Below are 12,447 nucleotides of genomic sequence, written 5' to 3'. Positions count from 1 at the left end.
GGTTCAGGGCATCACGGCTTTCACGGCGGCGGCCAGTTCCCCGCCAAAGTCGCCATTGTAGCGCGAGTTGATCACCGCGCCGATGGTGATGCCGTTGCTGTAGGTGATGATCAGCGTGTTGATCTCGCCCTTGTTCCAACCGGCCGGGTGGTAGCCGCCATGGTAATAGGCGGTGAGGCCGCCGCCATAATCGGCGTAGAACATCCCCAGATTGCCGTCGCGCATCTGGTCCACCGTCGCCTGGGGCAGGATCTTCTCGGTCAGCATCAGGTCGTGCATGAACCAGGCGAGCTCGCGCGAGTTCAGGTTCCAGCCCTGCGACCCGCACACCGCGGTCATGTCCCCCCAGTCCTGGCCGGGCAGCACCGTGGTGAAGTCGAAATTGTCGGCATTATACGCGCCCGAGCCATTGTCCTTGCTCGACTTGTAGCTCAGCGCCGGGCGGGGTTGGGGCGACTTGCAGGTGAGGAAGGGCATGCCCGCGCTGTTGAAGGTCTGGCGATTGACGATCAGGTGATATTGCTCGCCATAGTCCGCGCCGCTGCTCGCGGTGATGCCGTACATGCGGACCAGCATGACGCGCTGGAAGGCGTAGTTGGTATTGGCGTAGCGATAGGCCTTGTTGATGTTCGGCGCCTTGGCCGCGCAGGCCTTGAGCGTGTCGAAGCCGATCCCGCAATTATCGTCCCAGATGCCGCTGGTGTGGCTCAGCAGCTGGCGAATGCTGACTTCCTTGAACTTCGCGTCGAAGGTCCAGTCGCTCGGCAGGTACTTGTATGCCTTGTCATCGAGCGTGACGTTCTTCTGCGCCATCACCCGCATCAGCGTGGCGGCGGTGATCGTCTTGCTCACGCTGGCGATGGTGATGCGTTCCTGGTCGCTCATCGCGCGCGGGCTGGGGTCGGGGGCACGGCGCGCCGAACCGCCCGCGGCGGTCGCCGTCGCGCCGCCGGGGGCCATTACCGTCACCGACCAGCCGACCGCCTTGCCGGCGAACTGGGTCTTCACCTTCTGCGCGATCTGCGCGACGGCGAGTGCTTCCTGGTTGATCTTGATGCCGCCCTTGGGGAGCCAGCTGCCCGAGCTTGCGGGGCGCAGCTTGTAGGGGCGGCTGACCGGCTGGTCCTGCGCCGGAAAGCGCTGGCGCAGTTCGCGGGGGGAGACCTGGCGAAGGTCCTGGGCGGTTACCTGGAGCTGCGGGCGGACGGTAACCTGGCCCAGGGCCGGCGCCGCCACGCCAAGAAGGGGAATCGCTACGAGGACGTGCTGCAACTTCACGGCTCTTCTCCGAAAGACAGAGGCACTGGGCTGGTGCGCGCCAAGCCGGTCCGATTCGGGCGATCGATGCCGGCGACGAAAGAGCGATCCCGCGCACGCCTATAGCCGATGCCGGGCCAATCGGCATCGTAAAAAAACCGTTCAGTACCTATGCTTGGCGAAGAAAGTCGCGGGCGATCAGCCGAACTTCTCCGCATGCGCGCGCTCGTTGCCGGCGGCGAGCAGCGCGGCCTGTTCGCGCCAGCCCTGTTCGGCGATCGTGCCGGCGGGCAGCTCGAGTCGCTGCTCCAGCGCCGCCTCGTCGGCGGGCGCCATCTTCTCGATCTCGCGATAGGTCTTGATGCCCAGCTCGTTGAGCCGCTTCGCCTGGGCGTCGTCGATGCCCTTGATCCGCACCAGATTGTCGCGGCCCCAGCCGAACCAGCCGCGCCAGGCGGCACCCGGCTTGTCGTCGGCGACGACCGGCGGGGCAGGGACCTGGCCACGCAGCGCCTTCACTTCGGCCTGGAGCGCGCGGATGCGTTCCTCGGCCTCGTCGCGGGTGCGCGCGTGCTCCAGTTCCTCGTCCTGATAGCGCTCGCGCCACTTCGCCCCGCCCGAGCGGCTGGCCAGCCCCAGGAACCAGCCGGCGACCAGAGTCAGTCCCAGCGCCGCAAACTGCGTCGCGGTTTCGAACGGAAGCGGCATTATCGAACGATCCTAGTGGGCGTGCTCTGGGTGTGCGGGCTCGGCGGCTGCCGGCTCCGCATGCGGGGGCTCGTCATGCGCCACCGGCTCGGCGGGGGCAACGGCAGCCGGCGCTTCCTCGACATGCACGGGTTCGGCGTGCGCGACGGGTTCCGGAGCGGGTGCCGGCTCGGCGGGAGCCGTTTCGGCCGGCGCGGCCGCTTCGTGCGATTCCACCGCATGGGTGACCGCGGCGCCGGCAACGGCCCCGGCGACCGCGGCTGCAGCCACGGTTGCGGTCGAATGGCCTTCGGGCTGGGGTGCGGGTTCCGGCGCGGCGGCGACGGCGACGGGCTCGGCCACCGGTGCCGCTGCAGTTGCCCGCAGCTTGGCGTTCTCGGCTTCCAGGTCGCGGATGCGGCGGGCGGAGTCGCGCAGGTCGCTCTCGGCGCGGTCGCGATAGCCCGCGTTGTCGATCTCTTCCTCCTCGAGGCGCTGGCGCCATTTGCGGCTGCCGCTGTGGCTGGCGAGCCCCAGGAACCAGCCGGCGATCAGCGTCAGACCCAGCCCGGCGAGCTGCGTGATCGTCTGGAACGGCAAATCATGCATCGAGTCGACCTCCCCTTAGTCGGGCGGGAAGCTATCCCGCCCGGGCAGGTCGCGCTACCGAAATTGGTTAAGGGCCCTTGGAGATCAGTGCGTCGTTGATCGAGCAGGCCGCCGGGCCAAGGATCACGATGAACAGCACCGGCAGGATGAACAGGATCAGCGGCACGGTCATGATCGCGGGCAGGCGGGCGGCCTTTTCCTCGGCGCGCATCATGCGCTCGTTGCGGAATTCGGCCGAGAGCACACGTAGCGCCGAGGCGAGCGGCGTACCGTATTTCTCGGTCTGAATCATCGTGGTGACCACGCCGCGGATCGAGTCGAGGTCGATGCGCTCGGCGAGATTCTCGAAGGCCTGGCGGCGATCGGTGAGGAAGCCCAGCTCGATCGCGGTCAACTGGAACTCCTCGCCCAGCTCCGGATAGGCCTTGCCCAGTTCCTTGGAGACGCGCGCGAAGGCGGCGTCGACGGTGAGTCCCGCTTCGGCACAGATCACCAGCAGGTCGAGCGCGTCGGGCAGGCCCTTGCGGATCGCGGCGCTGCGCTTGGTGATCTTGTTCTTCAGGTAGATGTCGGGGAACTTGTAGGCGAGGATGAAGCTGCCGGCGACCAGGCCATAGGCCTTCATCGGGCTCCAGTCCGCGAACATCTCGGTGCCGTAGACGAAATAGAGCATCGGCCCGCCGATCACGATCGGCAGGACCAGGCGGCCGAAGATCACCGCGACCGCGAATTCCTTGCGACGGATGCCGGCCTGGAGCAGCTTGGTCTGCGCCTGCTTGACCTGGCTGTCCTGCAGGACCTTCATCGAGGAAAGCAGCGAGCGGATCCGGTCGGTGGTCTCGCTCTTCTGGACCAGCTTGGCGCGGCGCTTCGACGTGGAGGCGGTGATACCCGCCTTGAGCTGCTCGCGGCGCTCGTTGAGCGACTTGACGCGCTTGGCCATCGGGTCGCGCACCGTGGTGGCGGCGTAGATCGCCAGCAGCACCGCGAAGGCGGCGACGGCCGACAGGATCGAGGCCACCCAGATGATGTCGATGCCCATGATCGTCGGGCCGGAAGGAGGTGCGCCGTTCATCGCATCAGATCTCGAAGTTGACCATCTTGGCCATGATGAAGGCGCCGAGCCCCATCCAGATCAGGCCGCCGCCGCCGATCATCATCAGCCGCTCGTCCTGGAAGAAATTGGCCATGTAGTTGTTGTTGATGAACCACACGAGCGTGAACACGATGAAGGGCAGGGCGCCCACGATCAGTGCCGACGCCTTGGATTCCGAGGACATCGCCTTGATCTTCAGCTTCATCTGGGCGCGCTTGCGCAGCACGTCGGCCAGGTTGGCCAGCGTCTCGGCCAGGTTGCCGCCGGTCTCGCGCTGGATCTGGATGGTGATGGTGAAGAACTGGAATTCGGGCGTGCCGAGCCGGTCCGCGGTTTCCTGCAGCGCGGTGTCGAGCGACTTGCCGATCTTCATCTTGTCGCTGACCGCGCGGAATTCCTCGCCCACCGGGCCTTCGACTTCCTGCCCGACCACGCCCATCGTCTCGGTGATCGGCAGGCCCGAGCGCAGGCCGCGCACGAGCAGCTCGATCGCGTCGGGAAACTTGGAGGTGAACTTGGCGACGCGGCGCTTGATGAAGAAGCCGACCACGAAGTGCGGAAGGCCGACGCCCAGGAACAGGCCGACGCCCAGCGCCAGCAGGATCGGCAGGCCCTGGAGCAGGATCAGGCCGGCGGGCACCAGCGTGAGGCCGGCGCTGACCATCATGTACTGGCCAAGCGTCCATGGCTTGCCCGTCATGTTCAGGCGCTTCTGGAGCAGGGCCGGATTGGGCAGGAAGCGGGCGGCGGTCGCGTCCATCTTGGTCGCGCGGGCGGCGGCCACCCGGCGCATCTGCGCTTCCATCGCGTTGGCGCCGACGGCGCTCACCACGTGGCGCTCGCGCATCGTCTTCACGCGGCGCGCGCCTGCGCGCTCGGCGGATGGGCCCGAAAAGGCGAACACCATCAGCACGAGCACCAGGAAGGTGCCTCCAGCGAGCATCAATACCGGCAGCATGTCCACGCCGCGCTAACTCCGCCTGTGTGATCCCCGCGCAGCCTGGCTGCGCAAAGGTTACTTCCTTGCCTTGACCGGCATCTTCACCTTGAACTTCTCGAGCAGCGAACCGCCGCCCTTGGCCGGCTTTCCGCCCTTGGCCTTCGCCTTGGCGCCGCCGTCATCGGTGCCCGAATCGGCGATGCCGACGATGCGCTGGGCAAGGTCACCCAGCGGTGCCACGCCCTTGTTGCTCCGGCCCACCTCGGCAAGCGGCTTGCCCAGCTTGGCCGATTGCGATGCCAGCTTGGCGTCGAACGGCAGCAGGAAGTCGATCTTGCGCTCGATCGAGCCTTCGAAGTCCTTGCGGCTGATCTCCAGAACGCCCGCCTGCTGGATTTTGTTCGCGACCACGATGACCTGGGTCTGCGGCGCGTTCGATTTGAACCAGCTGAGGATGCGGATCGCGTCACGCGCGGCGGCGAGCGTCAGCTCGGTCACCAGCACGGCCACCTGCACATCGGTGATCAGGTGCGGATGGTTGACCAGCATCGAGCGCGGCAGGTCGACCACGGTGCACTCGAAGGCGGTGCGGATCTCTTCCTGCAGCTGATAGAAGGCCGCGCCGTCGGTCATGATCGGCGAGTGGATCGGCGCCTCGGCGCTGAGCACCGCGAGCCGGTCCGACGCGCGCACCATCGCGCGCTCGATGAACAGGCCGTCGATGCGGCTCGGATTCTCGATCGCGTCGGTCAGGCCGCGGCCGGGTTCCAGGTCGAGCGCGAGCGCGCCCGTGCCGAAATGCACGTCGAGGTCGAGCAGCGCCGTGGTGCGGCCCTGCTTCTCGCCCATCAGCCAGGCGAGCGAAGTCGCGATCGTCGAAGCGCCGGCGCCACCGCGGGTACCGATCACCGCCACCGCGCAGTGCGTGCGCTCGGCGCCGGTCTCGGCGGCCTTGGGCGCGTTGAGCGCGGTCTGCGCCTGGGCGAAGGCATCGCGCAGCGCATCCGGGTTCAGCGGCTTGAGCAGATAGTCGTGGATGCCGCTCGCGACGAGGTCGCGATACAGGCGCACGTCATTGACCTGGCCCGATGCGATCACGACCGTGCCCGGCTCGCAGACTTCGGCGAGCGCGTTGATGTCGTTCAGCGGATCGCCGCTCTCGGACAGGTCGACGAACAGGATGTTCGGGCTGGCCGAGACCGACAGGGTCTGGACCGCGTTGCGCAGGCCGCCCTTGTTGACCTTTTCCGGCGACCAGCCGAGCTCGACGGCGATCGGACGCAGGATCTCCGCCGTCGCCTCGTCGCAGACGAAGGCAACGAACGGATCGCGATGCCCGGTGCGGGCGGGATTGAAGGGCGCGTTCACTTCGGCGTGCTCCCACCAGAGTTCAGCGTGGCGCCGCCGGCGCCCGAGGGCGCTGCCGTGCGGAAGGCACCGATCGCCTTGGCGCTGGTCGCCGGGTCGCCGGTGGGCGAGCCGGGGGCGCCGCGGACGAGATCGGCCGGATCGGCGATCATCGCGGCGAGGTTGGCGTTGGTGGAGCAGCCATAGTTGGAGCTGGTGCTCGCCTCGAACGTATATTCGGCGGGGCGCGAATTGTCGGGGCAGCCCGGCACCGCGGCGGTCATCCGGGTAACGACCACGCGGATCGTGCCCGGCGCGATCTGGCCGGCGGTCACCGGCGCGCGATCGGCGAGGATCAGGCCGTAGCGGCCCGCCTCGGCGGCGATTTCCTGGCGGCCGGTGGTGCCGGCGGCGCCGTCGTCGATCGCCACGCGGTCGCCGTAGCGCAGGTTCATCGCCGACATCCAGCCGGCCAGGCGCTGGCTCTCGCCCGCGGCCAGGCCATAGCCGGTGGTCTGCAGGTCGAGCACATAGTCGTTACGCTGCACGACCGGCTGATGCACCGATTCGACGCCGCCATTATAGGTGCCGCAGCCTGCGAGCAGCAGCGCCGGGACGAGCAGGGGAGTGAAGCGCGGAAGCACGGGCGATCTCCTCGTCAGTCGCATCGGGATCAGAAGCCGAAGCCGGGGGCCGCGGAGCCACCCTTCTTCTGCTTGCGGTTGTTGTTGGGAGCCGGCGCGACCTGGACGGGCGCGACGGGCTGGTTGGTCGGCGCGGGCGAGAAGGCGCCCACCGCGGGCTGGCCATCGGCCGGCGCCATGCTCGGCTTGGGACGATCGTTGGTCTTGTCCTTGCCGGACAGCGAGCCCAGGAGCACGCGCTCCAGGTCGTTCGGCGCACGGTAGCCGTCGGTCGGCAGCACGATCTGGTTCGCGTTGACCGGCTTCACCAGATACGGGGTGATCACGATCACCAGCTCGGTCTCGTTGCGCTGGAAGCCGTTGGAGCGGAACAGCGCGCCGAGCACCGGCACGTCGCCCAGGCCGGGCGTCTTGGTGACGGTGTTGTTGTGGCTGTTCTGCAGCAGGCCGCCGATCACCATGCTCTCGCCCGAACCGAGCTCGACCGTGGTCTCGCTGCGGCGCGTGCTGAGCGCGGGGATGGTGACGCCGTTGAGCTGCACCGCGCCGGCCGAGGTCAGCTGCGACACTTCGGGGCGGACCCGAAGCGAGATGCGGCCATCGCTCAGCACCGTCGGCGTGAACGCCAGGCTGATGCCGTACTGCTTGTACTCGACGGTGGTGGTGCCCAGGCCCTGCGCCACGGGGATCGGGATCTCGCCGCCGGCCAGGAAGTTGGCGGTCTCGCCCGAGCGCGCGGTCAGGTTCGGATTGGCCAGCGTCGTCACCTGGCCGATCGTCTCGCCGATGTCGATCGCCGAGAGCACGTCCAGGCCGAACAGCTTGCCGGCCAGGCCCATGGTGGCATTGTCCGAGCCGCGGGTGATGTCGGCCAGGCCGCTCGCGCGCGGGTTGAGGAACTGGCCGGTCGAGGGATCATAGGCGCCGGTGATGCTGACGCCGTTCTGCGTCATCGTCGCGACCGGATATTTGGCCAGGTCGGCGGCGGTGAACGAGCCCGGGCTGCGGCCCTGGGCCAGGCCGAACTGGAAGCCGCCGGTCGAGTCCTTGGTCGTGAAGTTCACGCCGATATTCTTGACGAAGCTGCGGCTCACCTCGGCGAACTTCACCTGCAGCTGCACCTGCAGCGGCGTGGCGGTCTTCAGCCGGTTGATCACCGCGATCTTCACCTGGGCGTTCGGATCGCTGCCGTTGACGCCCGGGTTGAGCAGGCTGGTGACCAGGCGCTGGGCCTGCTCGCTGTCCTGCGGGGACTTCACCGTGCCGTTCAGCACCGCGATCTGGCCGACCGTGGTCACCTGGATGTCGGCATCCGGCATCGCGACCTTGATCATCCGGTCGATCGAAGTGAGGTTCTGCGCGACGCGGACGGTGGTCGAGAACACCACCGCGCCCGAGGCGCTGGTGGCGAACACGGTCGCTTCGCCGAAGTCCTTGCCGAACAGGTGGATCTGGCGCGGATTGTTGACATAGACGTCCGCCACGCCGGGGTTCGACGTCCAGACGTTCGCTACATTGCCCGGCAGCGTGATCAGCTGGCCCTCGCCGATCGACAGCAGGATCTCGCTGGTCGGGCGCTGGGTGCCGGCCGGCAGGCTGGCGACGCCGACATTGGCGCGCGCCTGGCTGGGGCGGGTCTGGTGCGGGCGCTTGGCCTTGGCGGACTGGGCGAAGCCGGTCGCCGGCGCGCCGACCATCGCGGTCGACACGATCGCGGCAAGCGAGCGCTTCAGAAGAAGCTTGCTGGTCATCTTAGTTCTTGCCCCCCAGAGCAACGGCGGTCTCGGCATTGCCGCGAACGATGGTGACGACCGGGCCGCGCGGAGCGACCGCACCCGGATAGCCTTGGCCCGGTGCCGCGCCGGCCGGGGCACCGCCCATCGGGGCGGCGTCGCGCGGCTTGGCCGGAACGGTGCTGCGCTGGAAGCGCGACACGTCGGCGCCGGTGGCGAAGGTGGTCGCGCCCTCCTGGGGACGCGTCGCCACCTTGGCGATCATTTCCTTTTCCTTCTTCGGATCGGTCGGCACTTCGACGTCGCCCGCGGCGATCGCTTCCTCGAGCTCGCCCTGGTTGTCGGCGATCGAGCGCAGCGACAGCGAGAGCGTGCCGATGGTCTGTGCCACCGCGATCTTCTCGGCGATCTTCGGAGTCGCCTCGACCGTCACGGTCGAGAAGGTGTTGACGATGGTGTTGCCCTTGTCGTCGGTCTGCTTGTCGGTCTTCTGGTCGGTGGCGAGCACGCGCAGGTTGCGCAGGATCGTCTCCGAAGCCTTGAGCGGCGGGCCATCGCCACCGCCCGACACCGACTGGGTCAGCACCAGGTCGATCCGGTCGCCCGGGAAGACGAAGCCGGCAACGGCGCTCTGGGTCGAGACGGGCACGGTGACCGCACGCATGCCGGCGCCGAGCGCGGCGGCGAGGAAGCCGCGGTCGCCGGGCTTCACCAGCGCGCCCTGGGTCACCGGCTGGCCAGCGGGAATCGGGAAGCGGACCACGGTGCCGACCAGCTTGGCCGGATCCGATTCGCTCTTCACATAATAGGCGCCCTCGACCAGCTCCTTGGGCCAGGGGCGGAATTCGAGCGACTGGGCGTCGAGGATGGTGCCCACGGGCAGCTCGCGCTTGGCGACGAGCACCTCGGTGGTGTTCTGCGGCTGCACCGCGGCAGGCACGGCCCCGGCCTGGGGCGCGGGTGCGCCGCTCATCAGGCTGCGCGCCATGAATGCGGTAATTGCGGCCACGACCAGCGCACCGACGAGCAGGATCAGCTTGCGTGCATCCATTTCGCTATTCCCAAGCCTTCTCAAAAAAACGTCGGCGTTGTGGTTGCGCCAGCGTTAAGTATTCACCCGAACTGGTTAAAAATCGGTTCGCGAAGAACGAGCAGCGCTGCGATTGCGATGGCCACGCCATAAGGAATTTCCACAGGTCCCCCCCGGGCCGGCCGCAGTTTCTTCTCGATCACCATCACCAGGGTTAGCCCGCCGCCGATCAGCGACATCAGCACCAGCATCCACACCAGTGGCTGCATCGGCAGCCATAGTGCGAGCGCGCCGATCATCTTCACGTCGCCGCCGCCCATCTGCCCCAGCGCGAAGGCGCCCAGGAAGAAGCCGAAGACCAGCGTGGCGATGCCCAGCTGCAGTGCCATGTCCGGCCACAGGGCCAGCCCGTTCGCCCACCACCAGAGCGGCGCCATCAGCGCGATGGCCGCATTCTTCCAGTTGGCGATCTCACGGGTGCGCGCGTCCTGGATGCCCGCCGAGACGAGCAGCAGCGCGAGCGCAACAAGCAGCAAGGTGACGAACCACTCCCCCATAGGAGCAAAGTCCTAGACGGGACGGCTTATCAAAACGTAACCAAGCGATATGCGTGAAAATCCGGATATTCGCCGTACCCTCCCCGCCGGGGCCAAGGTCCACCACTGGACCGCGCCCGATGGCTGGCACCTGCGCGCCTTCGCCTGGCCCGCCGAGACCGCCACGCCGCGTGGCTCGATCCTGTTCCAGGGCGGCCGGGGCGACATCTTCGAGAAGTATCTGGAGGCGTTCCACCACTGGCACGAGCAGGGCTGGACGATCACTTCGTTCGACTGGCGCGGCCAGGGCGGTTCGGGCCGGCTCACCTCGCGCGCCAATTGCGGCGATATCGACAGCTTCGACAGCTTCATCGCCGATCTGCGCGCCTTCTATGCCGAATGGGAAGCCGCGACTCCGGGGCCGCATGTCGTGATGGGCCATTCGATGGGCGGCCATCTGATCCTGCGCGGGCTGGTCGAAGGCGCGATCCGTCCCGATGCCGCGGTGATCGTCGCACCGATGCTCGGCGTGAAGAGCGCGCTGGGGCCCTTTGCCGAGCGCGCCGCGCGCATCCTGGGCGGAGTCGGCGATCCCACCCGCCCGGCCTGGAAGAGCAACGAGAAGCCCTACACCACCGAGACCCGCGCCAATCTGCTCACCCATGATCGCGATCGCTATTCGGACGAGATCTTCTGGCAGCAGCACAATCCCGAGATCGTCACCGGCCCGCCGAGCTGGCGCTGGCTGATCCAGGCGTTCAAGTCGATGCGCGAGCTTGCCGGCAATCCCAGGCTCAGGAAGATGCCGGTCCCCGTGCTTGCGCTGGTCGCCAAGGCCGATGGGCTGGTCGACGCCAGGGCAGCGCTGAAGATCGTTCCCAGGCTGCCCGACGCCCGCATCGTCAGCTTCGGCAAGGAAAGCGCGCACGAGATCCTGCGCGAGGGCGACAAGGTCCGCAATCGCGCGATCGGCGAGATCGATCTGTTCCTCGCCGCCCGCGCCCAGCGCCGCTGATGGCCTATGACGTTGCGATCATCGGCGCCGGCATCGCCGGGGCCAGCCTCGCGGCCGAGATCGCGCCGCATGCGCGCGTGCTGCTGCTCGAGGCGGAAGACCGCGCCGGCTATCACTCGACCGGCCGCTCGGCCGCCTTCTGGTCCGAAAGCTATGGTGGCCCGGCGATCCAGCCGCTGACCACCGCCTCGGGCGCGCCCCTGCGTGACGGCGGCTATCTCGAGCCGATGGGCTCGGTCCATATCGGCCGCGCCGATGAGGCGGGCACGATCGATGCCTTCCTCGCCGAGTTCGAGGGCACCGGAGTCGAGTTGCGCGCCGTCGATCCCCAGGCGCTGATCCCGGGCCTGCGCCCCGAATGGACGCTTGGGGTACTCGAACCGAGCTGCGAATATATCGATGTCGGCGCGCTCCACGGCGACATGCTCGCCACGGCGAAGCGGGCAGGGGCGGTGCTCCACACCGATGCCGGCCTGCTCTCCGCCCGCCGCGAAGCCGGCCGCTGGCTGCTCGAGACGCGTGCGGGAGCGTTCGAGGCCAATGTGCTGGTCAATGCCGCCGGCGCCTGGGCCGATCCGGTGGCCGGGATGGCCGGTGTCACTCCGCTCGGCATCACGCCCTATCGTCGCACGATCATGCAGTTGAAGACCGATCCCGCGCCGGCGCCGCTCAGCCCGATGGTCGCGCATATCGGTGGCAGCTTCTACTGGAAGCCGGAGGCGGGCGGCCGGCTCTGGCTCTCGCCGCATGACGAGATCGAGACCCCGCCCTGCGACGCCCAGCCCGAGGATCTGGACGTCGCGCTGGCGATCGACCGGTTCGAGCATGTCGTCGACTGGCGGATCGAGAAGCTCGAGCACAAATGGGCCGGCCTGCGCAGCTTCGCGCCCGATCGCCTGCCGGTCTATGGCTTCGCGCAGGACGCGCCGGGCTTCTTCTGGTGCGCGGGGCAGGGCGGCTTCGGCATCCAGACGGCGCCTGCCGCCGCCCAGCTCGCCGCGGCGCTGCTGCTCGGCAACACGCCGGATCCGGCAGTCGCGGCTATTGACCCGGCCACCTATTCGCCTGCACGTTTCGGCGGCTAACCCAGGTTAGCGGTTTGAGTCCGGGAGAAAGCGAATGGCACACAAGTTCGTGATCGAGCAGAACAAGGCTGGCGAGTATGTCGCCAAGTTCAAGTACAACAGCGAAGTGATCTTCTGGACCGAAGGCTACACGACCAAGGCGAGCGCGAAGAACGCTATCGAGTCGATCCAGAAGAACGGCCCCGGCGCTCCGGTCGAGGAGGGCTGAGCTTCTTCCACTCCCGTTCCCCGGCTTTCGCCGGGGAGCGTCTCCATCGCTTGCAATGTAGGATTTCGCCTGCTTGGCTGGCGCGGTCAGGGCCCTTTCCCGACCGCTCTTTGCATCGTCGGATGAAATAGGATCACGCGCGCGCAATCTTGTTGCGCGCGTCCGTCACAACGGGGGCAAGGCCTCCCGCGAAAACCGCTCTTGGCGTGTACTTTGTGTACTTTCGCGAGTCGCCGGCGCCGCGCTGTAGGCGAGCGCCG

Annotated in this window: 13 protein-coding genes; 3 read left to right on the top strand and 10 right to left on the bottom strand. The window is 67.8% G+C overall.

Features of this window, described 5'->3' with window-relative positions; all coding sequences use genetic code 11:
* Positions 1–3 precede the first annotated feature (3 nt).
* From HNP52_RS17990 to HNP52_RS17945, 10 genes are all read right to left on the bottom strand, one after another.
* Entirely contained in the window at positions 4–1,236 is a 1,233-nt protein-coding gene (locus HNP52_RS17990; protein ID WP_184168986.1) for a serine hydrolase domain-containing protein, read from the bottom strand.
* Positions 1,237–1,455: 219 nt separating this feature from the next.
* A complete protein-coding gene (locus HNP52_RS17985) occupies positions 1,456–1,965 on the bottom strand; it encodes a hypothetical protein (RefSeq protein WP_184168985.1) in 510 nt (169 codons plus the stop codon).
* A gap of 12 nt (positions 1,966–1,977) precedes the next feature.
* Positions 1,978–2,553: a hypothetical protein gene (locus HNP52_RS17980; protein WP_184168984.1), complete on the bottom strand. Its 576-nt coding sequence runs from the start codon at positions 2,551–2,553 to the stop codon at positions 1,978–1,980.
* Positions 2,554–2,620: 67 nt separating this feature from the next.
* Positions 2,621–3,628, bottom strand: coding sequence for a type II secretion system F family protein (locus HNP52_RS17975; protein ID WP_184168983.1), 1,008 nt, complete (start codon positions 3,626–3,628; stop codon positions 2,621–2,623).
* A 4-nt stretch (positions 3,629–3,632) separates the two neighbouring features.
* Positions 3,633–4,613, bottom strand: coding sequence for a type II secretion system F family protein (locus HNP52_RS17970; protein WP_184168982.1), 981 nt, complete (start codon positions 4,611–4,613; stop codon positions 3,633–3,635).
* A 51-nt stretch (positions 4,614–4,664) separates the two neighbouring features.
* Positions 4,665–5,957: a pilus assembly protein CpaE gene (locus HNP52_RS17965; protein ID WP_184168981.1), complete on the bottom strand. Its 1,293-nt coding sequence runs from the start codon at positions 5,955–5,957 to the stop codon at positions 4,665–4,667.
* Entirely contained in the window at positions 5,954–6,580 is a 627-nt protein-coding gene (locus HNP52_RS17960; RefSeq protein WP_311768512.1) for a CpaD family pilus assembly lipoprotein, read from the bottom strand. Before HNP52_RS17960 ends, HNP52_RS17965 begins: the two co-directional genes overlap by 4 nt.
* 29 nt (positions 6,581–6,609) lie before the next feature.
* Complete coding sequence (locus HNP52_RS17955) at positions 6,610–8,331, bottom strand: type II and III secretion system protein family protein (RefSeq protein ID WP_184168979.1); 1,722 nt, start codon at positions 8,329–8,331, stop codon at positions 6,610–6,612.
* 1 nt (position 8,332) lies between these two features.
* Entirely contained in the window at positions 8,333–9,364 is a 1,032-nt protein-coding gene (gene cpaB / locus HNP52_RS17950; RefSeq protein ID WP_184168978.1) for a Flp pilus assembly protein CpaB, read from the bottom strand.
* Between the two features lie 62 nt (positions 9,365–9,426).
* Entirely contained in the window at positions 9,427–9,900 is a 474-nt protein-coding gene (locus HNP52_RS17945; RefSeq protein ID WP_184168977.1) for a prepilin peptidase, read from the bottom strand.
* 49 nt (positions 9,901–9,949) lie between these two features.
* Here HNP52_RS17945 and HNP52_RS17940 point away from each other — a divergent pair, with 49 nt between their 5' ends.
* Genes HNP52_RS17940 through HNP52_RS17930 form a run of 3 tightly spaced genes read left to right on the top strand, consistent with a single transcriptional unit; the run spans position 9,950 to position 12,187 of the window.
* Positions 9,950–10,894 carry an alpha/beta fold hydrolase gene (locus HNP52_RS17940; RefSeq protein ID WP_184168976.1) on the top strand — a complete coding sequence of 315 codons (945 nt, stop codon included), beginning with the start codon at positions 9,950–9,952 and terminating at the stop codon, positions 10,892–10,894.
* Positions 10,894–11,979 carry an FAD-binding oxidoreductase gene (locus tag HNP52_RS17935; protein ID WP_184168975.1) on the top strand — a complete coding sequence of 362 codons (1,086 nt, stop codon included), beginning with the start codon at positions 10,894–10,896 and terminating at the stop codon, positions 11,977–11,979. Before HNP52_RS17940 ends, HNP52_RS17935 begins: the two co-directional genes overlap by 1 nt.
* Before the next feature lie 34 nt (positions 11,980–12,013).
* A complete protein-coding gene (locus tag HNP52_RS17930; protein ID WP_184168974.1) occupies positions 12,014–12,187 on the top strand; it encodes a DUF1508 domain-containing protein in 174 nt (57 codons plus the stop codon).
* The last annotated feature ends 260 nt before the right edge of the window (positions 12,188–12,447 follow it).

This window comes from Sphingomonas kyeonggiensis, assembly GCF_014204495.1.
GTDB lineage: Bacteria > Pseudomonadota > Alphaproteobacteria > Sphingomonadales > Sphingomonadaceae > Sphingomonas > Sphingomonas kyeonggiensis_A.
This window is presented reverse-complemented; position numbering and strand designations above follow the sequence as displayed.

Bases quoted from the DNA above. Each gene is read 5' to 3' on its own strand.
- HNP52_RS17935 (WP_184168975.1), top strand. From the start codon at position 10,894: ATGGCCTATGACGTTGCGATCATCGGCGCCGGCATCGCCGGGGCCAGC.
- cpaB (WP_184168978.1), bottom strand. From the start codon at position 9,364: ATGGATGCACGCAAGCTGATCCTGCTCGTCGGTGCGCTGGTCGTGGCC.
- HNP52_RS17985 (WP_184168985.1), bottom strand. From the start codon at position 1,965: ATGCCGCTTCCGTTCGAAACCGCGACGCAGTTTGCGGCGCTGGGACTG.
- HNP52_RS17955 (WP_184168979.1), bottom strand. From the start codon at position 8,331: ATGACCAGCAAGCTTCTTCTGAAGCGCTCGCTTGCCGCGATCGTGTCG.
- HNP52_RS17975 (WP_184168983.1), bottom strand. From the start codon at position 3,628: ATGAACGGCGCACCTCCTTCCGGCCCGACGATCATGGGCATCGACATC.
- HNP52_RS17930 (WP_184168974.1), top strand. From the start codon at position 12,014: ATGGCACACAAGTTCGTGATCGAGCAGAACAAGGCTGGCGAGTATGTC.
- HNP52_RS17980 (WP_184168984.1), bottom strand. From the start codon at position 2,553: ATGCATGATTTGCCGTTCCAGACGATCACGCAGCTCGCCGGGCTGGGT.
- HNP52_RS17940 (WP_184168976.1), top strand. From the start codon at position 9,950: ATGCGTGAAAATCCGGATATTCGCCGTACCCTCCCCGCCGGGGCCAAG.
- HNP52_RS17945 (WP_184168977.1), bottom strand. From the start codon at position 9,900: ATGGGGGAGTGGTTCGTCACCTTGCTGCTTGTTGCGCTCGCGCTGCTG.